The 23,580-nt window shown below is 54.0% G+C and carries 21 protein-coding genes and 6 tRNA genes; 15 read left to right on the forward strand and 12 right to left on the reverse strand.

Annotation, left to right across the window (positions count from 1 at the left end):
• The first annotated feature begins 81 nt into the window (after positions 1–81).
• Positions 82–408: a DUF2502 domain-containing protein gene (locus HMPREF0201_RS14790; protein WP_016537547.1), complete on the forward strand. Its 327-nt coding sequence runs from the start codon at positions 82–84 to the stop codon at positions 406–408.
• Positions 409–458: 50 nt separating this feature from the next.
• Here the strand turns inward: HMPREF0201_RS14790 and HMPREF0201_RS14795 are convergent, their stop codons facing one another.
• Complete coding sequence (locus HMPREF0201_RS14795; protein WP_255315103.1) at positions 459–1,715, reverse strand: Nramp family divalent metal transporter; 1,257 nt, start codon at positions 1,713–1,715, stop codon at positions 459–461.
• 345 nt (positions 1,716–2,060) lie between these two features.
• Here HMPREF0201_RS14795 and HMPREF0201_RS14800 point away from each other — a divergent pair, with 345 nt between their 5' ends.
• Positions 2,061–3,248 (forward strand): NupC/NupG family nucleoside CNT transporter, encoded by a 1,188-nt coding sequence (locus tag HMPREF0201_RS14800; RefSeq protein ID WP_016537550.1) that lies wholly within the window; start codon positions 2,061–2,063, stop codon positions 3,246–3,248.
• Between the two features lie 41 nt (positions 3,249–3,289).
• On the opposite strand, the gene HMPREF0201_RS14805 is transcribed toward HMPREF0201_RS14800, so the two are convergent.
• The 4 genes from HMPREF0201_RS14805 to HMPREF0201_RS14820 form a co-directional block, all read right to left on the reverse strand.
• Positions 3,290–4,927 carry a diguanylate cyclase gene (locus HMPREF0201_RS14805; RefSeq protein WP_115586342.1) on the reverse strand — a complete coding sequence of 546 codons (1,638 nt, stop codon included), beginning with the start codon at positions 4,925–4,927 and terminating at the stop codon, positions 3,290–3,292.
• Positions 4,928–4,939: 12 nt separating this feature from the next.
• Positions 4,940–7,144 carry a sensor domain-containing phosphodiesterase gene (locus HMPREF0201_RS14810; protein WP_016537552.1) on the reverse strand — a complete coding sequence of 735 codons (2,205 nt, stop codon included), beginning with the start codon at positions 7,142–7,144 and terminating at the stop codon, positions 4,940–4,942.
• Between the two features lie 245 nt (positions 7,145–7,389).
• A tRNA-Ala gene (locus tag HMPREF0201_RS14815) sits at positions 7,390–7,465 on the reverse strand.
• A 47-nt stretch (positions 7,466–7,512) separates the two neighbouring features.
• Positions 7,513–7,588, reverse strand: a tRNA-Ala gene (locus HMPREF0201_RS14820).
• Positions 7,589–7,823: 235 nt separating this feature from the next.
• Between HMPREF0201_RS14820 and HMPREF0201_RS14825 the strand changes: the two genes are divergently transcribed.
• Both HMPREF0201_RS14825 and HMPREF0201_RS14830 read left to right on the forward strand, forming a co-directional pair.
• The gene (locus HMPREF0201_RS14825; RefSeq protein WP_071704105.1) at positions 7,824–8,180 is read left to right on the forward strand and encodes a YfeC-like transcriptional regulator; all 357 of its coding nucleotides are present in this window, start codon (positions 7,824–7,826) and stop codon (positions 8,178–8,180) included.
• A gap of 47 nt (positions 8,181–8,227) precedes the next feature.
• Positions 8,228–8,578: a YfeC-like transcriptional regulator gene (locus HMPREF0201_RS14830; RefSeq protein WP_016537554.1), complete on the forward strand. Its 351-nt coding sequence runs from the start codon at positions 8,228–8,230 to the stop codon at positions 8,576–8,578.
• A gap of 50 nt (positions 8,579–8,628) precedes the next feature.
• On the opposite strand, the gene gltX is transcribed toward HMPREF0201_RS14830, so the two are convergent.
• Positions 8,629–10,044, reverse strand: coding sequence for a glutamate--tRNA ligase (gene gltX, locus HMPREF0201_RS14835; protein ID WP_016537555.1), 1,416 nt, complete (start codon positions 10,042–10,044; stop codon positions 8,629–8,631).
• Between the two features lie 260 nt (positions 10,045–10,304).
• Here gltX and HMPREF0201_RS14840 point away from each other — a divergent pair.
• From HMPREF0201_RS14840 to HMPREF0201_RS14860, 5 genes are all read left to right on the forward strand, one after another.
• A tRNA-Val gene (locus tag HMPREF0201_RS14840) sits at positions 10,305–10,380 on the forward strand.
• A 41-nt stretch (positions 10,381–10,421) separates the two neighbouring features.
• Positions 10,422–10,497: transfer RNA gene (locus HMPREF0201_RS14845), tRNA-Val, on the forward strand.
• Between the two features lie 34 nt (positions 10,498–10,531).
• A tRNA-Val gene (locus tag HMPREF0201_RS14850) sits at positions 10,532–10,607 on the forward strand.
• Between the two features lie 3 nt (positions 10,608–10,610).
• A tRNA-Lys gene (locus tag HMPREF0201_RS14855) sits at positions 10,611–10,686 on the forward strand.
• 300 nt (positions 10,687–10,986) lie between these two features.
• Positions 10,987–11,352 (forward strand): FlxA-like family protein, encoded by a 366-nt coding sequence (locus tag HMPREF0201_RS14860; protein WP_039898535.1) that lies wholly within the window; start codon positions 10,987–10,989, stop codon positions 11,350–11,352.
• Here HMPREF0201_RS14860 and HMPREF0201_RS14865 read toward each other — a convergent pair.
• On the reverse strand, positions 11,349–12,278 hold the full coding sequence (locus HMPREF0201_RS14865; RefSeq protein ID WP_016537557.1) for a LysR family transcriptional regulator: 930 nt from the start codon (positions 12,276–12,278) through the stop codon (positions 11,349–11,351). The genes HMPREF0201_RS14860 and HMPREF0201_RS14865 overlap by 4 nt on opposite strands.
• Before the next feature lie 90 nt (positions 12,279–12,368).
• On the opposite strand from HMPREF0201_RS14865, the gene HMPREF0201_RS14870 reads away from it, so the two are divergent.
• Positions 12,369–13,364 carry a bile acid:sodium symporter family protein gene (locus HMPREF0201_RS14870; RefSeq protein ID WP_039898537.1) on the forward strand — a complete coding sequence of 332 codons (996 nt, stop codon included), beginning with the start codon at positions 12,369–12,371 and terminating at the stop codon, positions 13,362–13,364.
• Here HMPREF0201_RS14870 and HMPREF0201_RS14875 read toward each other — a convergent pair.
• From HMPREF0201_RS14875 to zipA, 3 genes are all read right to left on the reverse strand, one after another.
• Entirely contained in the window at positions 13,361–13,576 is a 216-nt protein-coding gene (locus tag HMPREF0201_RS14875; RefSeq protein WP_016537559.1) for a DUF3820 family protein, read from the reverse strand. The genes HMPREF0201_RS14870 and HMPREF0201_RS14875 overlap by 4 nt on opposite strands.
• Positions 13,577–15,595, reverse strand: a complete 2,019-nt coding sequence (gene ligA / locus HMPREF0201_RS14880) for an NAD-dependent DNA ligase LigA (RefSeq protein ID WP_016537560.1) — start codon at positions 15,593–15,595, stop codon at positions 13,577–13,579.
• A 66-nt stretch (positions 15,596–15,661) separates the two neighbouring features.
• Positions 15,662–16,633, reverse strand: coding sequence for a cell division protein ZipA (gene zipA, locus HMPREF0201_RS14885; RefSeq protein WP_016537561.1), 972 nt, complete (start codon positions 16,631–16,633; stop codon positions 15,662–15,664).
• Between the two features lie 230 nt (positions 16,634–16,863).
• Between zipA and cysZ the strand changes: the two genes are divergently transcribed.
• The 5 genes from cysZ to crr all read left to right on the forward strand — a co-directional run bounded on the left by cysZ (position 16,864) and on the right by crr (position 21,702).
• A complete protein-coding gene (gene cysZ / locus HMPREF0201_RS14890; protein ID WP_016537562.1) occupies positions 16,864–17,625 on the forward strand; it encodes a sulfate transporter CysZ in 762 nt (253 codons plus the stop codon).
• A gap of 157 nt (positions 17,626–17,782) precedes the next feature.
• A complete protein-coding gene (gene cysK, locus HMPREF0201_RS14895) occupies positions 17,783–18,754 on the forward strand; it encodes a cysteine synthase A (protein ID WP_016537563.1) in 972 nt (323 codons plus the stop codon).
• A gap of 371 nt (positions 18,755–19,125) precedes the next feature.
• On the forward strand, positions 19,126–19,383 hold the full coding sequence (gene ptsH / locus HMPREF0201_RS14900) for a phosphocarrier protein Hpr (RefSeq protein WP_002913505.1): 258 nt from the start codon (positions 19,126–19,128) through the stop codon (positions 19,381–19,383).
• A gap of 44 nt (positions 19,384–19,427) precedes the next feature.
• Positions 19,428–21,155: a phosphoenolpyruvate-protein phosphotransferase PtsI gene (ptsI, locus tag HMPREF0201_RS14905; RefSeq protein WP_016537565.1), complete on the forward strand. Its 1,728-nt coding sequence runs from the start codon at positions 19,428–19,430 to the stop codon at positions 21,153–21,155.
• Between the two features lie 43 nt (positions 21,156–21,198).
• Positions 21,199–21,702: a PTS glucose transporter subunit IIA gene (gene crr, locus HMPREF0201_RS14910; protein ID WP_016537566.1), complete on the forward strand. Its 504-nt coding sequence runs from the start codon at positions 21,199–21,201 to the stop codon at positions 21,700–21,702.
• 54 nt (positions 21,703–21,756) lie between these two features.
• Here the strand turns inward: crr and pdxK are convergent, their stop codons facing one another.
• Both pdxK and cysM read right to left on the reverse strand, forming a co-directional pair.
• A complete protein-coding gene (pdxK, locus tag HMPREF0201_RS14915) occupies positions 21,757–22,608 on the reverse strand; it encodes a pyridoxine/pyridoxal/pyridoxamine kinase (RefSeq protein ID WP_016537567.1) in 852 nt (283 codons plus the stop codon).
• Positions 22,609–22,627: 19 nt separating this feature from the next.
• Entirely contained in the window at positions 22,628–23,539 is a 912-nt protein-coding gene (gene cysM / locus HMPREF0201_RS14920) for a cysteine synthase CysM (protein ID WP_016537568.1), read from the reverse strand.
• Positions 23,540–23,580: the final 41 nt, after the last annotated feature.

Raw genomic sequence — 23,580 nt, forward strand, 5'->3', positions numbered from 1 at the left:
TAGTTCATCGTCCCGCTAGCCGGTTTGTAATATTGTGTTAACAGGCCGCCGGTGCGGCTACGGGAACCAAGGAGAGAAAGTATGTTCAGGTCACTGATGCTTGCCATTGCCTTACTGGTAGCGGCACCGCTGGTTGCCAATGCGGGGGAAATCACCTTGCTGCCATCGGTAAAATTGCAGATTGGCGATAGGGATTATCGCGGTAATTACTGGGACGGCGGCAAATGGCGCGACAGGGACTACTGGCACCGTAACTATGAATGGCGCGATCGCGGCTGGCACCACCACCGTGGCTGGGATCGCAACTGGAAACGGGGCCCAAGCAGCTACGAGCGCGGCTACCGCGAAGGCTGGAATGACCGCGATGACCATCGTGGGCGTGGCCGGGGTCACGGGCATCATCACTAAGATAGATAAAGGGCCGGTTTAACCGGCCCTTTTTACTTTACCCGGCAAACTTAGTTGCCAAACAGCGTACCGAAAATAAGCCACAGGTTGAGCGTCACCACCAGGGCCACAATCGCCCAGCCCACCAGTTTCACCCAGCGGACGTTAACCAGGTCGCCCATCAGTTTTTTATCGCTGGTAAAGATAAGCAGCGGCACCAGCGCCAGCGCGATACCAAAGCTCAGCAACACCTGGCTCATCACCAGAATTCTGGTGGGATCTAATCCCATCAGAATCACGACAAAAGACGGCGCCATGGTAATAGCCCGGCGCACCCAAAGCGGAATGTAGAAGCGTACGAAGCCCTGCATCACCACCTGCCCGGCCAGCGTGCCGACAACCGTTGAAGAGAGACCGGCCGCCACCAGGCTAAGACCAAAAATGGTCGCCGCGCCGTGGCTCAGCAGCGGTTCCAGCGTTTTGTACGCATCTTCCAGTTCGGCAATGCCGGTATGCCCGGTAAAGTGGAATGCCGCCGCCGCGGTCGCCATCATCGCCAGGTTCACAAAGCCCGCGATAGTCATCGCGATGCCCACGTCCCATTTTGTCGCGGAATAACGCTCTGCACGGTTACCGGCATGCAGATGCTGGGTCAGCGAAGAGTGCAGGTAAATAACGTGCGGCATAATGGTTGCCCCCAGTACGCCAGCGGCAAGGAATACCGCCTCCGAGGTTGGCAGACTCGGGATTAGCATCCCCTTCCCTAACTCGGCAAATTTTGGCTGAGAGAAGATAAGCTCGACAATATATGCCGCCGCAACGAACAGCAGCAGCCCGCCGATGACTTTTTCCAGCGGCTTTTGCCCCCGGCTTTGCAGCATCAGGATCAGGAAAGTAGCAATCCCGGTCAGCACCGCGCCCTGTAACAGCGAGACGCCGAGAATAAGCTTAAAGCCGATGGCCGCGCCGATAAACTCAGCCAGATCCGTCGCCATGGCGATAATCTCTGCCTGCACCCAGTAGATCCAAACCAGCGGGCGCGGGTAATGGTCACGAATTTGCTCGGCAAGGTTTTTGCCGGTGGCTATCCCAAGCTTGGCCGAAAGCACCTGAATCATGGCGGCCATCAAGTTAGCCCAAACCACCACCCACAGCAGCTGGTAGCCGTAGCTGGCCCCGGCCTGAATATTGGTCGCGAAATTACCGGGGTCGATGTAGCCGATAGCGGCGATAAACGCAGGCCCCATTAACGCCAGGCGTAGTTTGCGCGCGGTTCGCCCGGTGCTGCTGTCAATGCGACTGTTTGTCATCTTCTGCCTCTGAGATATAGCCTTTGCTATGTTTTATGCTATCAAAGTGAGAATGATTATCAAGTTCATTTAGTGCCGGGAAATTGATTTCTCTGATAGCTGAAAACGATGAGCAGGAGGCGTGAGATGGCGATTCTGGATGCCGGTTAACGGATTAACATTTGAACAACATGTAAACTGTTTACCGCAAGTCCTAACGTAACTTTTAGCTTCTTTACTTAACATAGCAGAAATGTATGGTGGATCACTATTTTTGCGTTCCGTCACAGCTCATCACTATAGTGTGGAATTGATCTCGTTTTCTTATTGCTTGTTACATAGAATGTGCAACGAAATTAAACCTGCCTCATATTTGGAGCAAATATGTCCCGCGTTTTGCACTTTGTTTTAGCGCTTGCTGTGGTCGCGCTGCTGGCTCTGCTGGTTAGCCCTAACCGCAAGCAAATTCGTATTCGCTTTGTCATTCAACTGTTGGTTATCGAAGTTTTACTGGCCTGGTTCTTCCTGACCTCTGATGTCGGCCTGGGCTTTGTAAGAGGCTTCTCCGAGATGTTCGAGAAGTTGCTTGGCTTCGCCAACGAAGGGACAAACTTTGTGTTCGGCAAAATGAACGACGAAGGTCTGGCATTCTTCTTCCTGAAAGTGCTGTGTCCTATCGTGTTTATTTCTGCGCTGATCGGTATTTTGCAGCACATTCGCATTCTGCCGATTGTTATCCGCGCTATCGGTACCGTGCTTTCTAAAGTCAACGGTATGGGTAAGCTGGAATCCTTTAACGCCGTAAGCTCGCTGATTCTGGGACAGTCAGAAAACTTTATTGCCTATAAGGATATTCTCGGCAAGATGTCACGCAACCGCATGTACACCATGGCGGCAACCGCTATGTCTACCGTGTCGATGTCGATTGTGGGTGCCTACATGACCATGTTGCAGCCAAAATACGTGGTTGCCGCGCTGGTGCTGAACATGTTCAGTACCTTTATCGTGCTGTCGCTTATCAACCCGTACCGCGTGGACGAGAAAGAAGAAGACCTGCAGATGTCTAACCTGCACGAAGGCCAAAGCTTCTTCGAAATGCTCGGCGAGTACATTCTGGCAGGTTTCAAAGTTGCGATTATCGTTGCCGCGATGCTGATTGGCTTCATCGCCCTGATCTCCGGCCTGAACGCGCTGTTCGCCGCCGTGCTGGGTATTTCCTTCCAGGGCATTCTGGGCTACATCTTCTACCCGGTTGCATGGGTGATGGGCGTACCGTCCGGCGAAGCATTACAGGTGGGCAGTATCATGGCGACCAAACTGGTTTCCAACGAATTCGTTGCCATGATGGACCTGCAGAAGATTGCCAGCAGCCTGTCTCCGCGTGCGGAAGGCATCCTGTCCGTGTTCCTGGTCTCCTTCGCTAACTTCTCTTCTATCGGGATTATCGCCGGCGCGATTAAAGGCCTGAACGAAGAACAGGGTAACGTGGTTTCCCGCTTCGGCCTGAAGCTGGTCTACGGCTCCACTCTGGTCAGTATCCTCTCCGCTTCCATCGCGGCGCTGGTTATCTGATTTAGCCTGATGAAGAAGCCGGGGCATCTCCCCGGCTTTTTTTATGCCTGCAATTCGCCTTCTTCACGCCAGCATACCCGGTTTCTCCCCTGCTGCTTGGCGTAATATAGCCGGATGTCCGCCAGGCTCTGTATCTGCTCCAGCGTGCCCTCCGGCTCCTCTTCGTGGGAAGCAACACCCAGCGAAGCGCTCACCAGCAGACTCTCGCCATCGGCAAGCTTCAGCGGCGTATTGACCAGCATTTTGCGTACCCGCTGCGCCACGGCAACCGCCGCGTGCAGGTCGGTATTGGGCAGATAGATACAGAACTCCTCTCCGCCGATGCGCCCAACAATATCCTGGCTGCGGATCGCCTGCTGAATACAGCGCGAGGCGTGGCTTAGCACCTGGTCACCCACCTGATGACCAAAGCGGTCATTAACCCTCTTGAAGTGATCGAGATCCAACTGAATGAGCGAGTAGTCAACGTAGTGCGGGCTAATCCTGGCGGTCGTTTCAAAGAACCCGCGGCGGTTAAGCACCTCGGTTAAATGGTCGTGGAGCGCATGCCGGTGCATCTCTTGTTGCAAAGAGCCCATATTGCGAACCAGGCGGCAAATCATGCGGTGCGACCCCAGCAAGATGAACATGACAATCAGCCACATCACCACCAGCAGCACGCTAAAACGGCCAAAGTCTTCATGCAGACCCTGGCCGATAGTCTGAATGCTGACGAGGATGGCTCCGGTGCCCATCACTTTCCCGAAAGTGACATAGGCGTGGCTAAAGCGCAGGGTTCCCCGCGAAGCATGAGACAAACTTTCGAGAATGGCCTGGCGCTGAGGTTCGCTGAGCCGGTAGCCATTTTGCGAGCCAACCGCCTGGGTCAGCGGGTTGAGCTGCTCGTCAAATAACAGATAGGCGCTTTGCGTGCCTTCCGGCAGCGAGCTGGAGAGAAACATTTGCAGCGTTTCGGCGGTTACCGCGATGCCGAATAACCCGATCCACTGGTTGTCAAAATCCACCGGCAGCGAGCCGTTAATCAGCGTTTGATTGGTGCCGGGGATGTTCTGCCTCGTCCAGAATGAGCCGCGCGAGGGATTTAGCAGCGGCGAACCCAGCACAAAAGATCCCTGCTGGTGCAGAGGGTTAGCGCTCTCGATAAGCAGCTGATTCACCTCCTGCGAGAGCGAAGCGATAAACGCCCCGGAGCGGGACATATAGTAGATATTGGAAGAAAGATGGTTCCCACCGCCCGCCAGGGGGAAGAGATCCTGAATCTCACGCAGCGCCTGGTACTCTCTGCGCGTCAGCAGTTCTTTTTGATCATTTTTTTCCGGCTCAGCGACGCTGTCAGGAATAGGCAGGTTGCGGATCCAAAGATGCGCCATCCCTTTTTTGTCACCAGCCAGCATAGAAAGCCGGGACAGCGGCGTGAACAGAGGCTCGTCCAGGGTCTCAATAAACATGCGCCGCAGGTAGCGCAGGTTGTCGATTTGATACTGAGATTTGGTTTCCAGCCGGGCTATCACGCTTTCAAGGTGGCTAAGCTGGCTGGTGCGATAGCCGTGATTAAACAGCTCGCCCTGCTGCCAGAACAGGAAAGTAATCAGCAAGAAAAGCGACAGAAAGCAGACATGGGTAATGCGCAATGTCTTTTCCATCGGCTGGTGAAAGTGGCTCATCAACGAGGTGCTCACGGTGATTCCTTTTTACGGCGCAAAGGATAGCGATCGACTTTCCAGCAGGTGCAGCGGTTCAGGCCGCCCCACCAGATAACCTTGCAGGAACTGGACACCAAGCTGCAGCAGAATTTCTCGCTGCTCTTCCGTTTCGACATACTCGGCCACCACGGTCAGCGGTTTGGCTGCCGCCAGCTCACAGATGGATTTCACAATCAGCTTATCCATAACGTCGCTGGTGATATCGCGGACAAAGCAACCGTCTATTTTGATGATATCGGCCTGCAGGTTTTTAAGGCGCTCATAGTTAGCGTAGCCTGTTCCGAAATCATCGATAGCAATCCTGAAGCCATTCTCGCGCAGCAGGGCAATATTATGGTTTGATGTTTCAGAGTGGGAAAATGCCTGCTCTTCCGTAACCTCAATCACCACCGCGCTGGTCGGTACTTTGAATGAGCTAAACAGCGCCATAACCTGCCGGGCAATATCCTTCTGCATCAGCGTCAGGGGCATCAGATTGACCGAAAAACGAGGCTGCCGGGCGTCACCGGGATGCTTTGCCAGCCACGCCAGCAGCTTTTTAAGAACCATCAGGTCAAAGCGGGTGCTGAGGTTAAATTCGGCAATAATCGGGATAAACTTATCCGGCCCGATGGTCTGGCCGTCGACTATCAGACGGCTGAGGATTTCGTGATAGCCCTGCCCCTGATGGTTAACAATCGGCTGGGCGTAAAGCTCAAATGCTTCTTCATCCAGCGCGCGTTTTACCTTCTGCAACAGCAGCACGCGCTCGGTGGTCTGCCCCGAAACAGCCGCCTGCCTGGAGTCCAGCCCCAAAACGCGGTGTGCGCCGCTGGCCTTCTCTGCCAGATAACTCAGTTGCCCAAGCGTGCGTTGCAGCTCTGCTGGCGTATCGACAACGCCCCAGGCGGCACCATATTCAATTTCCAGCGCGGCGTTATGCCACTGGATTTTCTTATTATTTAGCTGCTCAACAAAATAGGTTAAACGCGCTTCAGATTCATCGCCTCGCAAAAAAATCAGCAGTTCGCTTCCCGGCAGCTGAAATATTTCCTCACCTTCCAGCAGCCACGGCTGTAATTCTCTGGCGATGGTTTTCTTGCAATATATACGCATCATCATGCCGTAATGGCGGCTGAGAAATTCAAAATTGGCCATTCTCAGGCAGCATAAAGCCCCTAAAGGATAACGCCTGATATGCTGTTCGAGTGCTCGCAGGTTAGGCAATTGTGTTAAAGGGTCAGTCAGCGCCTGCTGGTGATAAATACGCTTCATTAGCTCGTTTTTATGATACGAAATAGCCATATAGAGCAGACAAACGGTAAAGGAGATAAATACCGAAAGGATAAACGACAGAGCATATTGCGTATTTACGCCCTGTAAAAAACTGGTGTTGTAGGTCAGCAACACCCAGGCAGAAATCCCCCACAGCAGGGAAACCAGCCGCGAGCCAAGGCGGCGGATGCCGAGCGTGAATAACACAAAGACCAGCGGCACCAGGTAACCGGAAATCAGTTCGCTGTGCCACGGAGAACACATCATCAGCAGGTAAATCACCCATGCCGCCAGCCAGCATGGCGTAAAGAGGCGGTGCTTATCCTGCCGATAGTGCCGGACGCAGCGCCGCCAGAACCCCACCGCAAAACGCGGGTTAAGCAGCATGCGCAGCGGGAAATAGAACAGCGGAGTGAAGATAAGCGACGCCACCACCAGGTTGAGCACGTCGACAATCATATAGATTGCCGAACCACTACCGAAGAAAGGCGCAAGTTCAGGCGGGTACGCTATCACCCTCCCCATCATGTACATCAGCAGTTTAATGGTAAAAGGTGCGATAAACCCCAGCCAAAAAAAGCGCGCACCGGTGTTCTTATTGGGCAAACCAAAGCGCCAGCGCGAGCCGATATAACGCCAGCTAATCAGGCTGGTTAACAACAGCGGGAATAACAGACAAAAAACAAAGGCGGCCAGCGGGACAAAGGGTAAATCAAGCAGCAATGAATAAATTATCAACGTTCCGACGGCTAAAGGGAAAATCACCGCCCGGCCATAAATAATAATCATTGCGGTGATGAAACTTAACGGGAGATAGGCCAGATAGGTTTTATGTCCGTCCACCAGGGTAGTGGGAGAAATATAGCGCGAGAAAGGAATAAACAGGAAACACAGAGCCAGAGCAATCGCTATTTTTCTTATCATCTTGTGAATAACCATAGGCCGCAGTGTTAAGTTTATGTAATCGCTGAATTATTGATTTTGGGCGGAAAGAATACGTTTATTTATTAAGCGAATCAAGTTCACAAAATGCCATAAGCGAAATCTAATAGTCCCGCATAAATAATAGAACAATCGGGTGTAAAGGGAGGAGTTTTTACCCGGAGCGCGTCTGGCGGGGCGAAAAACAGATTGAGCCGAAGCTTAAATGCAAAAACCCCCGCCGAAGCGAGGGTTTTAAATTTTGGTGGAGCTAAGCGGGATCGAACCGCTGACCTCTTGCATGCCATGCAAGCGCTCTCCCAGCTGAGCTATAGCCCCACGGACAGGCTTTGTTTTTACGGTACAAATCTTGCTGGAGGAAGATTTGGTGGAGCTAAGCGGGATCGAACCGCTGACCTCTTGCATGCCATGCAAGCGCTCTCCCAGCTGAGCTATAGCCCCGAACCGTAAAGACCTTGTCGTGTTGACGGGCGGCATAATATGAAACCCAACATAAGGTGTCAACGCCAAATTGTTCTTCTGCGATCAATCGCCTAAAAAGCCAGCGCCTCAGGCAAATCCCGGTTGCATATCATCCCGTTGTAGTTAATTCTGTCACAGTTTCCGGTAAGTCAGTTCAATAAAATGAACCTCGAATGACTTGCTACCCGCACGGCCACAATGAAAAGGAATCACTGTGCTCAAGGAAAGAATGACACCCGAAGAATTAGCCGATATGACCGGCTACAGCCGCCAGACCATCAATAAATGGGTTCGCAAAGAAAAGTGGACCACCTCGCCAAAACCTGGCGTTCAGGGCGGTAAAGCCCGGCTTATCCACATCAACGAGCAGGTTCGGGAGTTTATCAACAGCGCACGCCGGGTCACGGACACCAATGTTCGCTACAGCGTGAACGATGCCTCTCTGGAAAATCTGCTGCTTAACTCGGTGCAGCAAATGTCGGAAAGCGAGCAGCACAAAATGTCCGCCATGCTGCTGCGCGACGGGATTGCTGGCCTGCTTAAGCGTCTTGGTATCCGGGATAACGAGTAATCTCCCAACCGTTTCCCGCTGGAGTCAGGGAAAATAAAGGATTGCACATGTTTAAGGATAAAATGACCCCCAATGAGCTGGCGGAGATGACGGGCTACAGCCGTCAGACCGTCAACAAATGGGTCAGGGAAAAAAACTGGGAAACCTGCAAAAAAGAGGGCGTCCAGGGCGGCAGGGCACGATTTATTTATATGTCCGAACCGATACTCACGTTTATCTACAACACCCGCCGCATGAACGACAAAGTGGCTCTCTATAAAGCCAACCAGTCTCCGCTGGAACAGCTTATGCTAAATGCCCTGCGCGATTTGTCAGAAACAGAACAGCGACAAATGTCCTCCTTGCTGGAGCGCGAAGGCCTCGACGGCATACTAAGACGCCTCGGTATCCGAAATTAAGCATAAAAAAAGCCGGTGACTCAGCACCGGCTTTTTATATTCTACGAAGCTTATTGCTGCGCTTCGCGCTCGCTGATGAAGTCCAGCGCTTTATTGATGCGCGCAACGGAACGCTGCTTGCCGATAGCGTGTACGGTCACATCCAGGCCAGGGGACTGGCCTGCACCGGTTACCGCAACGCGCAGCGGCATCCCGACTTTACCCATGCCCACTTCCAGCTCATCGGCGGTTGCCTGAATCGCATGATGTACGTTTTCAGCCGTCCAGTCGCTCAGGGCGGCCAGCTTGTCGCGAACCACTTCCAGCGGCTGGCGGGCAACCGGGCGCAGGTGTTTTTTAGCCGCGTCGGCGTCAAACTCGCTGAAGTCTTCATAGAAGTAGCGGCAGGTTTGCGCCATCTCTTTCAGGGTTTTGCAGCGCTCGCCCAGCAGTTTCACCAGCTCGGAGAGCTGCGGGCCGTTGCGGGTATCAATATTTTCCTGCTCGATGTGCCATTGCAGGTGGGTCGCAACGTACTCCGGCTCCAGGGTATTGATGTAGTGATGGTTCAGCCACTGCAATTTCTCGGTGTTGAAGGCGCTGGCCGATTTGCTCACCGCGTTAAGGGTGAACATTTCGATCATTTCGTCACGAGTAAAGATCTCCTGATCGCCGTGGGACCAGCCCAGACGCACCAGATAGTTCAGCAGCGCTTCCGGCAGGTAGCCGTCGTCGCGGTACTGCATCACGCTTACCGCACCGTGGCGTTTGGACAGTTTTTTACCGTCGTCACCGTTGATCATAGAAACGTGAGCATACAGCGGAACCGGAGCATTCAGCGCTTTCAGAATGTTAATCTGGCGCGGAGTGTTGTTGATATGGTCTTCACCGCGGATAACGTGCGTGATTTCCATATCCCAGTCATCTACCACTACGCAGAAGTTGTAGGTCGGTGAACCGTCGGTACGACGGATAATCAAGTCATCCAGTTCCTGGTTGCTGAACTCGATCGGGCCACGGATCTGGTCGTCAAAGATAACAGAACCTTCCTGCGGGTTAGCAAAGCGAACTACGCAAGGTTCGTCATCCGCGTGATGTTCATGCCCATGGCGGCAGCGGCCGTCATAACGAGGTTTCTCATTATTCGCCATCTGCTGTTCGCGCAGTGCTTCAAGGCGCTCTTTAGAGCAGTAGCACTTATAGGCCGTACCCGCAGCCAGCATCTCGTCGATAGCCTGGTTGTAACGATCAAAACGCTTAGTCTGATAGTACGGGCCCTCATCCCACTGCAGGCTCAGCCAGTTCATCCCGTCCATAATCGCTTCGATAGCTTCCGGGGTTGAACGTTCGAGGTCGGTGTCTTCTATACGCAGCACGAACTCGCCCTTGTTATGGTGAGCGAAAAGCCAGGAATAGAGAGCAGTACGAGCACCGCCAACGTGCAGATAGCCTGTTGGGCTTGGCGCAAAGCGAGTTTTGATTTTCATTAAACGGCCTTAATTACGCAGAAATGCCGACATTGCGGCAATTGCCAGGGAAAAATTAACAGGCGTCATTCTATCACTGTGCGCTAATTCCTCAATGATGATGCCTGTAGATAGCAGGAAAGCTGATAATCTGATGATAAATCAAACGCCAATGCACGTTTCTTGATCGCATCGTTTAATTTTAAGACGAACGAATAAAAACTTTAGAAAAGGCGTTGACTCATTTTCAACTGTCCCTATAATGCGACTCCACAAACCGGGGGTGATTAGCTCAGTTGGTAGAGCATCTCCTTTACACGGAGGGGGTCGGCGGTTCGAGCCCGTCATCACCCACCATCCTTCAGGATGACCCGGAATGTAGTAAGAGATTTAGAGATGGGTGATTAGCTCAGTTGGTAGAGCATCTCCTTTACACGGAGGGGGTCGGCGGTTCGAGCCCGTCATCACCCACCATCTCCTCTTACAAGAATTAGCAGTACCGAAGTTTGGGTGATTAGCTCAGTTGGTAGAGCACCTCCTTTACACGGAGGGGGTCGGCGGTTAGAGCCCGTCATCACCCACCATTCGGGTCGTTAGCTCAGTTGGTAGAGCAGTTGACTTTTAATCAATTGGTCGCAGGTTCGAATCCTGCACGACCCACCAATGTAGAAAGGCGCCCTAAAGGCGCCTTTTTGCTATTTGCAATTCGTGTTGGGTTCGAACCTGCCGCAGGTTCGACAAAATTGTCGGGAACAATTTTGCATCACCGCTTGCGGTGACCCGAAGGGCGAGTCTCAGGATGAGACGAGTGCATCCTGCACAATCCTCCCACCAATGTAGAAAGGCGCCCTAAAGGCGCCTTTTTGCTATCTGAGATTCGCCAACCTTCCCCCCAACAAAAAAGCATCAACTTCCCCACCGCCCGGCCGATAACTCTCTTACCATTCCATCAAAGGAGTTATGATGACTACAATATCCAGCAGTGCTTTGCAGGGCGGTCAATTGACGACCAGCACCGCAACCGGATCTTCCTCAGCATCCGGCGGTTCGGATAACAGTACAGCAGCGCAGATTGCCCAGATCACTAAAAAAATTAGTGAGGTAACCCAGAAGCTAAAAGAAGTTTCGAGCACGCCAGACCGCCCTGCCGCAGAGAAGAAAAAACAAGTCGAGATCCTTCAGGCCGAGATCAAAATGCTGCAGGCCCAGCTGGCCCAGCTCCAGCGCAAACAGGCTGAAGAAGCCCAGCAGAAACAAGAACAGCAGCAAATAAAAGCGACCGGAGTGAATAAACCTTCCGACGACCACCAGATTGATATTTATATCTAGTCGTCAATAAATAGAGGATCGCCTTTACGGGCCAGGGTTAACAGCCTGGCCTGCTCGCGTACTACCTGCCAGATTGCCTCTGCCGCCCTGGAAAGCGAACGATTCTTTCGCCTCACCAGCATCAGCTGTCGGTTTACCACCGGCGTTAAGCGCTTCACCACCAGCGGCCTGCCCTGCGGCAGCGGTAAAGCCAGCGCCGGAATAACGCTCAAACCAATTCCCGCTTCAACCATCGGGTAGAGCGTTGTCGGGTGGCCAATTTGCTGCGCGACCTCAACCTCAATTCCCTGCCTATGAAACGCTTCATCAATCAGCGGGCGGCTGCCGGAAGCGTAGTCCTGTAAAACCAGCTTCTGCCCCTGCAAGGACTGCCAGGCAACCTGTTCCTGCCCTGCAAAAAAATGGTCGCTGCGGCACAACAGCAGAAAAGGTTCCGCCAGCACCGTTTCGCACTCCAGGTCACCAGCCTGAACCGGATCGATAACTACGCCGAAATCCACTTCACCCTGGCGAATGCTTTGTAAAACCCACTGCTGCGAGGCGTCATGCAGCACAAAACGAATGTTCGGATAAGCTTGCGTAGCGGCGGCAATCGACTGTGGCATTAAGTGTGCGGAAAGGGTCTGGCTGGCGGCGACGCGCACCGTGCCACTAAGCCGGTCGCCGACAACGCGCGCATCCAGCAGCGTAGTGGTTAGCTCCTCCAGCAGGCGTTCCAGGCGCGGAGCCAGCTGCTCTCCTGCCGGAGTTAACACAACTTCGCGAGTGGTGCGATCGAGTAATTTCACCCCCAGCTCAACCTCAAGCTCCTTCAGACTATGGCTGACGGCCGACTGGCTCAGGCCAATGCTCTCCCCTGCCCGACTGAAGCTCCCGGCATGGGCGACGGCGACAAAAACGCGAAGCTGGCGCAGCGAGTAATTCATCTATTTTCTTCATCAATGCATGTAATAAATCAATTTTATTTCTGAAATCAGCACAAACACAATAGCGCTATTCACCTTTAAGGAATGGCTATGAAATTGCTACGAATTCTCGACCCTTTCACCCTGACGCTGGTTTGCACCGTGCTGCTGGCCTCCTTTTTCCCGGCCGAGGGCAGCTTTGTCGGCTTCTTTGAAGGGCTGACGACCGCCGCCATCGCGCTGCTGTTTTTTATGCACGGGGCAAAACTTTCGCGTGAGGCGGTCATTTCCGGCAGCAGCCACTGGCGGCTGCATTTGTGGGTGATGTGCAGCACTTTCGTGTTATTCCCGGTGCTCGGGGTGCTGTTTAGCTGGTGGAAGCCGGTTGACGTCAGCCCCGAGTTATACAGCGGCTTTCTTTACCTCTGCATTCTTCCGGCTACCGTGCAGTCCGCCATCGCTTTCACGTCTATCGCCGGAGGCAATGTGGCAGCGGCTATTTGCTCGGCCTCTGCTTCCAGCCTGCTGGGGATTTTCCTCTCGCCTCTGTTGGTTGGCCTGGTGATGCACGTCCAGGGCGCAAGCGGCAGCCTGCATCAGGTCGGCAGCATCATGTTGCAGCTGCTGGTACCGTTTGTGGCCGGGCATTTAATGCGGCCGTGGATTGGCGCCTGGGTAGCAAGGAATAAAAAGTGGATAGGAAAAACCGACCAGACCTCAATTTTGCTGGTGGTTTACTCGGCCTTTAGCGAGGCGGTCACGCACGGCATCTGGCACAAAGTTGGCGCGGGTTCGCTGCTGTTTATTGTCGTCTCAAGCATCATACTGCTGGCGATTGTGATAACGGTAAATATCGTGGTCGCCCGGCGCTTTGGCTTCAGCAAAGCCGACGAAATCACGATTGTTTTCTGCGGGTCGAAAAAGAGTCTAGCCAACGGCATTCCGATGGCGAATATTCTGTTCCCGGTGGCGGCTGTAGGTATGATGGTGCTGCCGCTGATGATTTTCCACCAGATCCAGCTAATGGTGTGTGCAGGAATGGCCCGGCGCTACCAGAGAAAAGCCGCAGAGGCCGGTGAAAAACCAGCCGCAGCGGCCAAGGCTTAGTGGCGTTTTAAGGGGCGAACCAGGTTATCCAGCCCCTCAACCTTAATCAGCAGCGTCAGGGCCATCAGCTCGCCGAGATGGCCCTGCGGAAACTCTCCCTTTCTGGAGAACCACAGCAAATACTCTTCCGGTAAATCAATCAGCATCCGGCCTTTGTATTTACCAAACGGCATCGCCGTATTGGCTATCTCGATAAGCTGCTCTTTGTCCATTTAGTTACCCAGCAAGCGGATCATTTCCGCCTCGTCGATAACCTCGATGCCCAGCTCCTGCGCTTTAGCAAGCTTGGAACCGGCGGCCTCACCGGCAATCACCAGGTCAGTTTTCTTCGACACGCTTCCGGCCACTTTTGCCCCCAGCTCCACCAGGCGAGCCTTAGCATCGTCCCGGGACATAATGCTGAGTGAGCCGGTGAGCACCACGGTTTTCCCGGCAAACGGGCTGTCGATTTCTTCAGCCTTGATAACCACCGGAGCCGGCCAGTTAACGCCCGCCTCTTCCGTTAGCTGGCGAATCACTTCCCGGTTGCTCTCTTCGGCAAAGAAGTTGAAGGTATGCGTCGCCACGACGATGCCAACGTCCGGCACTTTTTGCAGATCTTCTATACTGGCCGCAATCAGCGCCTCCAGCGAGCCAAAGTGAGCCGCCAGGCCCGCCGCCGTCGCTTCGCCTACTTCACGAATACCCAGCGCGTACAGGAAGCGTGCAAAGGTAGTTTCTTTCGCTTTTTCCAGAGCATCGACAACGTTCTGCGCCGACTTAGGCCCCATGCGATCCAGCCCGGTGAGCTTACCCGCGGTCAGCTTAAACAAATCTGCCGGGGTGTGGACGTACTCTTTTTCTACCAGTTGATCGATTATCTTGTCGCCCATGCCGTCTACATCCAGCGCGCGGCGGGAAACAAAGTGCTTCAGCGCCTCTTTGCGCTGCGCGCCGCAGATAAGACCGCCTGTACAGCGGGCAACCGCCTCGCCTTCTACTCGCTCAACGTCCGAACCGCACACCGGGCAATGGCTCGGGAAGACAATTTCCTGAGTCACTTCCGGGCGTTCAGATTCAACTACGCCGACAACCTGAGGAATAACGTCCCCTGCACGACGGATCACGACCCGGTCGCCGATGCGCAGGCCAAGACGTTCAATTTCATCGGCATTGTGCAGCGTAGCGTTGCTCACCAGCACTCCGGCGACCTGAACAGGCTCCAGACGAGCAACAGGAGTGATAGCGCCGGTGCGCCCGACCTGGAATTCCACGTCGCGAACGGTGGTCATCTGCTCCTGCGCCGGGAATTTAAAAGCCACGGCCCAGCGCGGCGCACGGGCTACAAAGCCCAGCGTTTCCTGGAGCGCGAGAGAGTCTACCTTGATAACCACGCCGTCTATGTCGAAGCCCAGCGTCGGGCGGTCGGCCTCAACCTGATGATAAAATGCCAGCACTTCCTCAGGCGTATTACACAGGCGGATGCGGTCGCTGACCGGCAGTCCCCAGGCCTTGAACTGCTGGAGGCGTTCCATATGGCTGGCCGGCAATTCACCGCCTTCCAGCAGGCCAACGCCGTAACAGAAGAAGGTCAGCGGGCGCTTAGCGGTAACGCGAGGATCGAGCTGGCGAAGCGAACCTGCCGCCGCATTACGCGGGTTAGCAAAGACTTTCCCACCGGTGCGCCGGGCGTCTTCGTTGATCTTCTCGAAGCCAGCCTGCGGGAGGAAGACTTCCCCGCGAACCTCAACGCGGCGCGGTATATTTTCGCCGGTCAATTTCAGAGGGATCGCACGGATCGTACGCACGTTAGCGGTAATGTTTTCGCCGGTTGTCCCGTCGCCGCGTGTTGCCGCCCGAACCAGAACGCCGTCTTCATAGAGCAGGCTTACGGCCAGGCCATCCAGTTTCAGTTCACAGCAGAAAGTCAGCGCATCGGTACTTTTTAGCCTGTCCTGCACGCGCTTATTAAAAGCCAGGTAGCTCGCCTCATCGAAGACGTTGTCGAGCGACAGCATCGGCACTTCATGGCGCACCTGGGTGAATTCGCTAAGCGGTGCAGCGCCAACGCGCTGGGTCGGCGAATCCTGAGTAATCAGCTCCGGGTGAGCCTCTTCCAGCCCCCGCAGCTCACGCATCAGGCGGTCGTATTCCGCGTCGGGAATTTCCGGGTTGTCGAGCACGTGATAAAGGTGTTCATGATGGCGAAGCGTGGTTCGCAGCTGAGTGAGTTGTTGTTCGATTGAGTCCATATCGCACCATCAATGATAAAAAACCCCCGACAGGCGGGGGTTCAGGGGAAACGTTCAGGCCAGGATTCAGGCGTTAGCTTCAACAACCTCGCGAATTCTGTCCTGGTACTCGCGCAGCTTCTGCGGAGTCATCATGCGACGCTGATCGTCGAGCACCACGCCGCCAACTTCGTCGGCAATGTGCTGGGCAGACTGCAACATCAGCTTAAAGTTTTGTGCCGGATCGCCGTAGGACGGCACCTGCATAAAGATGGTAATGCCAGGGGTAGCAAAATCATCCATGCTTTCCGGGTCAAAGGAGCCTGGCTTCACCATATTAGCGAGGCTGAACAGCACAGGGCCGCTGCCGTCCGGGCTAAGATGGCGATGGAAAATATTCATTTCACCGAATTTGAAACCGGCCTGCTCGATGCTGCTTAACAGCAATTCGCCGTTCAGCATGCTGCCCGCGTGGGCGGCCACGTTCATCACGATAACCGTCTCTTTTCTCTGCGCAACAGGCTGCGGTGCAGGCTCTGCGGCAACAGGTTCTGGTTCAGGCTGCGGAGCAGGCTCTGCGCTGAAGGGCTGAGACACTGGCTGTACCGGCGCGGCTGGCTGAGCCGGAGCGGCATGTACCGGAGGCTGAGGTGCAGCAGGGTGCACGGGTTCAGCGTGCTGCTGAACAGGCTCGGCGTGGCGAGGAGGCTGAGCAACAGGTTCCGGCTGACGAGGCTGCGCGGCAGGGCGAGGCTCTGCGGACGCATACGGCGGCTCGTAGTTGTGCTGAGGTGCCTGCGGCTGACGCGGCGCACCTGTATCGCGGGAGGCTGGCTCCTGCGCAGGAGTCGCCCGACGGACGCGCACTTCACCGACACCTTCCTCTTCTTCCTCGTCCTCTTCTTCGTATTCGTCACGTTTCGACTTCATACGTTTCAGCGGGCGATCGCGGAACACGGAAGAACGTTCCTTACGGCTGGTCCACAGGCCGTGTACCAGTAAGGCTATTATGGCGATCGCGCCAACAATGATTAATATCAGACGCAAATCCTGCATCATTATATTCTCTGTTGTTCTAACACCTTGCCACCGAGGCAAACATTTACTCACTAAGAGTATTTGCCCATCTGCTCAAGTGCAAGTGCGAGCACGGTTTTCTCATCATAAAGATAGCTTAAGGGCACCTTTTCGCTGTTTTTTCGACCAAATCCTGGCGGGTTTTTCTCAATACAGTCGGTTATGATAGCCCCGCAGCTTACAGCATTGACCTAAAAGGAGTCTGTTCAGATATGGTTTCATCTTCCGGAGCCGCGCCTCGTAGTGGCGTTTACTATTTTTCTCAGGGCTGGAAACTGGTACGCGAGCCGGGCATTAAGCGCTTTGTCGTGCTGCCGCTGCTGGTGAATATTTTATTGCTTGGTGGAGCCTTCTGGTGGCTGTTTACCCGCCTTGATATCTGGATACCGGCGATGATGAGCCACGTTCCGGACTGGCTACAGTGGCTTAACTATCTCCTCTGGCCGCTGGTGACCGTTTCCGTGCTGCTGGTGTTCGGCTATTTCTTCTCGACCATAGCCAACCTGATCGCCGCCCCGTTTAGCGGGCTGCTGGCCGAGCAGCTGGAAGCGAGGTTAACCGGCGCTACCCCGCCGGATACCGGCGTTGTCGGTATCATGAAAGACCTGCCGCGCATTATGAAACGTGAATGGCAGAAACTCGCCTGGTATCTGCCGCGCGCCGTGGTTCTGCTGCTGCTGTACTTTATCCCCGGTATCGGCCAGACGGTCGCGCCGGTGCTGTGGTTCCTGTTCAGCGCGTGGATGCTGGCCATCCAGTATTGCGACTACCCGTTCGATAACCACAAAGTGCCGTTTAAGCAAATGCGCGTGGCGCTTCGCGAGAAAAAAGTCGTCAACATGCAGTTTGGCGCGCTGGTGAGCCTGTTTACTCTGATCCCCGTGCTCAATCTTTTCATCCTGCCGGTCGCCGTTTGCGGCGCAACCGCGATGTGGGTGGACTGTTACCGCGGCAAACATGCTCTGTGGAAGTAACGCCCCGGAAGGGAGAAAGCTTATGCCATTGCTTATTCCAGGTTGCATTGGCTTATTTCCCTTCCACATATAGATATGCTATTTCCTTACTTCCGCATATTTCCTGAGCGGGTATGCTGAACCGGTATCCCAAAATTCAGACAGTTAAGGACGAGCCATGAGTAAAATTTATGAAGACAACTCCCTGACAATCGGCCATACGCCGCTGGTTCGCCTGAACCGTATCGGTAATGGACGCATTCTGGCGAAGGTGGAGTCCCGCAACCCAAGCTTTAGCGTCAAATGCCGTATTGGTGCCAACATGATTTGGGATGCCGAAAAACGCGGCGTGCTCAAGCCTGGCGTTGAGCTGGTTGAACCGACCAGCGGTAATACGGGGATTGCTCTGGCTTACGTGGCGGCGGCTCGCGGCTACAAGCTGACGCTGACCATGCCGGAAACCATGAGCATCGAGCGCCGCAAGCTGCTGAAAGCGCTGGGCGCGAACCTGGTGCTGACCGAAGGCGCTAAAGGCATGAAGGGCGCGATTCAGAAGGCAGAAGAAATTGTTGCCAGCGACCCGGCTAAATACCTGCTGTTGCAGCAGTTCAGCAACCCGGCTAACCCGGAAATCCACGAAAAAACCACCGGCCCGGAAATCTGGGAAGATACCGACGGTGAAGTAGACGTCTTTATTGCGGGCGTGGGTACCGGCGGCACGCTGACCGGCGTCAGCCGCTATATCAAGAACACCAAAGGTAAAACCTCGCTGATTAGCGTGGCGGTTGAGCCAACCGACTCTCCGGTTATTCAGCAGGCGCTGGCAGGCGAAGAGCTCAAGCCTGGTCCGCACAAAATTCAGGGCATCGGTGCCGGTTTTATTCCGGGCAACCTGGATCTTAAGCTTATCGATAAAGTGGTGACTATCTCCAACGAAGAAGCGATTTCTACCGCCCGTCGCCTGATGGACGAAGAAGGTATTCTGGCCGGGATCTCCTCTGGCGCGGCCGTTGCGGCTGCGTTGAAGCTTCAGGAAGACGAAGCCTTTACCAACAAGAACATTGTGGTTATCCTTCCGTCCTCCGGGGAGCGCTATTTGAGTACTGCACTGTTTGCCGATCTGTTCACTGAGAAAGAACTGCAACAGTAATGCCAGTATTTGATATATGCTTAAAAAAGCACCCGAGAGGGTGCTTTTTTGTGGCGCACATCAAAGTTTCACCCTCATCGGCATTGCTTTCACCCCCGCAGGTCTGGTATTTAACCAGCAATTATTTTGATGCGCGAAATTAATCAAGCTGTGAGATGGGCCTGCTGAATCGATTTAACGATTTGGTGGATATTCGCTTTTCACGGCATAATGGATACGGATCGGCGAAACGCTTCTGGCGTCTTTTTCGCGGTTCCCAGGCATCCGGTGCCTCGTTCCATCAACGTTGGCGCTAACGATACAGGCTAAAGTTTGGCCGCCAGGCTAGACTTTAGTTCCACAACACTAAACCTATAAGTTGGGGAAATACAATGTTCCAGCAAGAAGTAACTATTACCGCTCCGAACGGTCTGCATACCCGCCCTGCTGCTCAGTTTGTTAAAGAAGCGAAAGGCTTCACTTCAGAAATCACCGTGACGTCTAACGGCAAAAGCGCCAGCGCTAAGAGCCTGTTCAAACTACAAACTCTGGGCCTGACTCAGGGTACCGTAGTGACTCTCTCCGCTGAAGGCGAAGATGAGCAGAAAGCCGTTGAGCATTTAGTAAAACTGATGGCTGAACTCGAGTAAGTTCTGGGTTCTTCGTAAATATCAGTCACAAGTAAGGTAGGGTTATGATTTCAGGCATTTTAGCATCCCCGGGTATCGCTTTCGGCAAAGCACTTTTGCTGAAGGAAGATGAAATTGTCATCGACCGGAAGAAAATTTCTGCCGACAAAGTTGAGCAGGAAGTTGAACGTTTTCTCAGCGGGCGCGCCAAAGCATCCGAGCAGTTAGAAGCGATCAAAATTAAAGCTGGCGAGACCTTCGGTGAAGAAAAGGAAGCTATCTTCGAAGGCCACATTATGTTGCTGGAAGACGAAGAGCTCGAGCAGGAAATCATAGCCCTCATCAAAGATAAGCTGGTCACCGCGGACGCTGCGGCGTACGAAGTGATTGAAGGCCAGGCGACGGCTCTTGAAGAGCTGGACGACGAATACCTGAAAGAGCGTGCTGCTGACGTGCGCGACATCGGTAAGCGCCTGCTGCAGAACATTCTCGGCCTGAACATTATCGATTTAAGCGCAATCAAGGATGAAGTTATCCTGGTTGCTAAAGATCTGACCCCGTCAGAAACCGCACAGCTGAACCTGAAAAAGGTGCTGGGTTTCATCACCGATATCGGCGGCCGTACCTCCCATACCTCCATCATGGCGCGTTCTCTGGAACTGCCTGCGATTGTGGGCACCGGTAGCGTCACCTCTGATGTGAAAAACGACGACTATCTGATCCTCGATGCGGTTAACAACAAAGTTTACGTTAACCCGACCAACGAGCAGATCGAAGAGCTGCGTGCGGTTCAGCAACAGGTTGCTTCTGAGAAAGCCGAACTGGCTAAGCTGAAAGACCTGCCTGCTATCACCCTCGACGGCCATCAGGTCGAAGTTTGCGCCAACATCGGTACCGTTCGTGATATCGACGGTGCAGAGCGCAACGGTGCGGAAGGTGTGGGTCTGTATCGTACCGAATTCCTGTTCATGGATCGCGACTCGCTGCCAACTGAAGAAGAGCAGTTTGCCGCGTATAAAGCCGTTGCTGAAGCCTGCGGCTCTCAGGCGGTCATCGTTCGTACCATGGACATCGGCGGCGACAAAGAGCTGCCGTACATGAACTTCCCGAAAGAAGAGAACCCGTTCCTCGGCTGGCGTGCAATTCGTATCGCCATGGATCGCAAAGAGATCCTTCACGCTCAGGTTCGCGCCATTCTGCGTGCTTCCGCCTTCGGCAAGCTGCGCATTATGTTCCCGATGATCATCTCCGTTGAAGAAGTGCGTGCGCTTAAAGCAGAGATTGAGCTTCTGAAAGCGCAGCTGCGCGAAGAAGGGAAAGCGTTCGATGAAACCATCGAAATCGGCGTAATGGTTGAAACCCCTGCGGCAGCGACGATTGCTCGTCATCTGGCCAAAGAAGTTGACTTCTTCAGCATCGGCACCAACGATTTAACTCAGTACACCCTGGCAGTTGACCGCGGTAATGATATGATTTCACATCTTTACCAGCCAATGTCACCGTCCGTACTGACTCTGATTAAGCAAGTTATTGATGCTTCTCATGCAGAAGGTAAATGGACCGGTATGTGTGGTGAGCTTGCGGGCGACGAACGTGCTACACTTCTGTTGCTTGGGATGGGCCTGGACGAATTCAGTATGAGCGCCATTTCTATCCCTCGTATCAAGAAGATCATCCGTAACACGAACTTCGAAGATGCGAAAGTGTTAGCAGAGCAGGCTCTTGCTCAACCGACAACGGACGAGTTAATGACGCTGGTTAACAAGTTCATTGAAGAAAAAACAATCTGCTAATTCACGAGATGCGGCCCAAATTACTGCTTAGGAGAGAAGGCTAATGGGGTTATTTAGTAAACTGTTCGGTGACAAAAGCAATAGCGACACCGGAACCATTGAGATCGTTGCTCCACTGTCTGGCGAAATTGTTAATATTGAAGATGTGCCGGATGTAGTGTTTGCTGAAAAAATCGTTGGTGACGGTATTGCTATCAAACCAACCGGCAACAAAATGGTTGCTCCGGTTGACGGTACTATCGGTAAAATCTTCGAAACTAACCACGCTTTCTCTATCGAGTCCGATAGCGGGATCGAGCTGTTCGTTCACTTCGGTATCGACACCGTTGAACTGAAAGGTGAAGGTTTCAAACGCATCGCCGAAGAAGGCCAGCGCGTCAAGAAAGGCGACGTGGTCATTGAGTTCGATCTGCCACTGCTGGAAGAGAAAGCCAAGTCTACCCTGACTCCGGTTGTTATCTCCAACATGGACGAAATCAAAGAGCTGATCAAACTGACTGGTAGCGTGACCGTAGGCGAAACGCCGGTTATCCGCATCAAGAAGTAAATTTGATTGCATCGAAAAAGGCACCTTCAGGGTGCCTTTTTTATTGGGCTGCGTTTAGCGCGGTAGCAGCAACTCATCAAGCTGATTTTGCTCAGTCCAGGCCATAACCTCAAACACCCGATGCGCCGCCTCTCCTGCCGCCTCTGCAACCTTTTTCCCTTCAAGCAGCCGGCTCACCAGCTCGGCGCAGAACAGGTCGCCAGTGCCTTTAAGGTCAGTCACCACGCGCTCGTGGCTCATAACCTCTACCGCGTCAGCCGTTACGGTTACCACGGAAATGGCCCGCGGATCTTTCGCCGGAGCGCTGGTAATCACCACCCAACGAAGCGTTTCTGAAAGCAGACTTTTTGCCGCCTCCACCGCCTGCTCAAGCGTGCCGCAGGGCATACCGGTCAGTATTTGCAGCTCAAACAGATTCGGCGTTAAGCCCTGAGCCAGCGGCAAAAGCTCGCTGCGGTAAGCCTCGGGGATCCCCGCCTTCACGTAGATGCCGCTGTCGGTATCACCCATCACCGGATCGACAAGAATAAGCAGCTCAGGGTGGCTCATACGTCGTTCACGCAGCCATCCGGCAAGCAGATGGATTTGCTCCGCACTGCCCATATAACCGGTCGTAACCGCCTTAAGATTACGCAGGGAATCCCGCTCTTCAAGCGCCCGCAGGTAGCCGCTAAACCATTCAGCCGGGATAACGCCGCCGTAGAAGGTGTCGTAATGCGGCGTGTTGCTAAACAGCACCGTCGGCACCGCCATTGCTCGCCAGCCGTGCTGCGCGATTGCCGGTATTGCTATGCTGTTGCCCACGCTGCCATACACCACCTGAGACTGCACCGCGACAATATCCGCCTGCAGCGACCTGCCCGCGTTATGAAACAGTACCGACTGTATATCGTTATCCTGAGCCATCTTCCCTCTCCTTTACGGGTTAGATACCCGCGCCCTGAACGTAGCTCTCTTCGCCAAATACGCCTGTTGAAAGGTAACGGTCGCCCCTGTCGCAAATAATTGCCACCACAACCGCTCCCGGATTTGCCTTCGCCACCCGCAACGCTCCGGCCACCGCGCCACCGGAACTTACACCGCAGAAGATCCCTTCTTCCATCGCCATACGGCGCATGGTTTGCTCGGCTTCTACCTGCGACATATCAATCACTTCATCCACCAGCGACGGGGTATAAATCTTCGGCAACCACTCTTGCGGCCAGCGGCGGATCCCCGGAATGCTGCTCCCCTCTTCCGGCTGTAGCCCAACAATCTTCACGGGCTTATTTTGCTCACGCATAAAGCGCCCCACGCCGGTAATGGTTCCGGTGGTGCCCATGCTGGAAACAAAGTGGGTGATGCGCCCTTCGGTCTGACGCCAGATCTCCGGCCCGGTGGAGGTATAGTGCGCCAGCGGATTGTCCGGGTTATTAAACTGGTCGAGAACTTTGCCCTCGCCGCCATCGGCCATTTGCTGCGCCAGCTCGCGTGCGCCTTCCATTCCCTGCGCTTTGCTCACCAGAATCAGCTCCGCGCCGTAGGCCTGCATCGCCGCTTTGCGCTCCATACTCATGTTGTCCGGCATCAGCAGCTTCATGCGGTAGCCTTTCAGGGCGGCTATCATCGCCAGCGCAATCCCTGTGTTGCCGCTGGTCGCCTCGATTAACGTGTCGCCGGGTTTAATGTCGCCGCGTTTTTCCGCCTGAACAATCATCGACAGCGCCGCGCGATCTTTAACCGATCCCGCAGGGTTGTTGCCTTCCAGCTTGACCCAAATTTCGCTGCCGTTATCAAGCCCGCTGCGCTGCAGCCGAACCAGTGGAGTATTGCCGATGGTGCTTTCTAAAGTGATCACTTGCCTGCCCGGAATAGAATAAAAAAAGCGGCCACATGGGG

This window comes from Cedecea davisae DSM 4568, assembly GCF_000412335.2.
Taxonomy (GTDB): domain Bacteria; phylum Pseudomonadota; class Gammaproteobacteria; order Enterobacterales; family Enterobacteriaceae; genus Cedecea; species Cedecea davisae.

Excerpts from the sequence above, each read along its gene's own strand:
- HMPREF0201_RS14790 (WP_016537547.1), top strand. The coding sequence starts at position 82 with ATGTTCAGGTCACTGATGCTTGCCATTGCCTTACTGGTAGCGGCACCG.
- HMPREF0201_RS14800 (WP_016537550.1), top strand. The coding sequence starts at position 2,061 with ATGTCCCGCGTTTTGCACTTTGTTTTAGCGCTTGCTGTGGTCGCGCTG.
- HMPREF0201_RS14810 (WP_016537552.1), bottom strand. The coding sequence starts at position 7,144 with ATGGTTATTCACAAGATGATAAGAAAAATAGCGATTGCTCTGGCTCTG.
- HMPREF0201_RS14830 (WP_016537554.1), top strand. The coding sequence starts at position 8,228 with ATGTTTAAGGATAAAATGACCCCCAATGAGCTGGCGGAGATGACGGGC.
- gltX (WP_016537555.1), bottom strand. The coding sequence starts at position 10,044 with ATGAAAATCAAAACTCGCTTTGCGCCAAGCCCAACAGGCTATCTGCAC.
- HMPREF0201_RS14860 (WP_039898535.1), top strand. The coding sequence starts at position 10,987 with ATGACTACAATATCCAGCAGTGCTTTGCAGGGCGGTCAATTGACGACC.
- HMPREF0201_RS14865 (WP_016537557.1), bottom strand. The coding sequence starts at position 12,278 with ATGAATTACTCGCTGCGCCAGCTTCGCGTTTTTGTCGCCGTCGCCCAT.
- HMPREF0201_RS14870 (WP_039898537.1), top strand. The coding sequence starts at position 12,369 with ATGAAATTGCTACGAATTCTCGACCCTTTCACCCTGACGCTGGTTTGC.
- HMPREF0201_RS14875 (WP_016537559.1), bottom strand. The coding sequence starts at position 13,576 with ATGGACAAAGAGCAGCTTATCGAGATAGCCAATACGGCGATGCCGTTT.
- ligA (WP_016537560.1), bottom strand. The coding sequence starts at position 15,595 with ATGGACTCAATCGAACAACAACTCACTCAGCTGCGAACCACGCTTCGC.
- zipA (WP_016537561.1), bottom strand. The coding sequence starts at position 16,633 with ATGATGCAGGATTTGCGTCTGATATTAATCATTGTTGGCGCGATCGCC.
- cysZ (WP_016537562.1), top strand. The coding sequence starts at position 16,864 with ATGGTTTCATCTTCCGGAGCCGCGCCTCGTAGTGGCGTTTACTATTTT.
- cysK (WP_016537563.1), top strand. The coding sequence starts at position 17,783 with ATGAGTAAAATTTATGAAGACAACTCCCTGACAATCGGCCATACGCCG.
- ptsH (WP_002913505.1), top strand. The coding sequence starts at position 19,126 with ATGTTCCAGCAAGAAGTAACTATTACCGCTCCGAACGGTCTGCATACC.
- ptsI (WP_016537565.1), top strand. The coding sequence starts at position 19,428 with ATGATTTCAGGCATTTTAGCATCCCCGGGTATCGCTTTCGGCAAAGCA.
- crr (WP_016537566.1), top strand. The coding sequence starts at position 21,199 with ATGGGGTTATTTAGTAAACTGTTCGGTGACAAAAGCAATAGCGACACC.
- pdxK (WP_016537567.1), bottom strand. The coding sequence starts at position 22,608 with ATGGCTCAGGATAACGATATACAGTCGGTACTGTTTCATAACGCGGGC.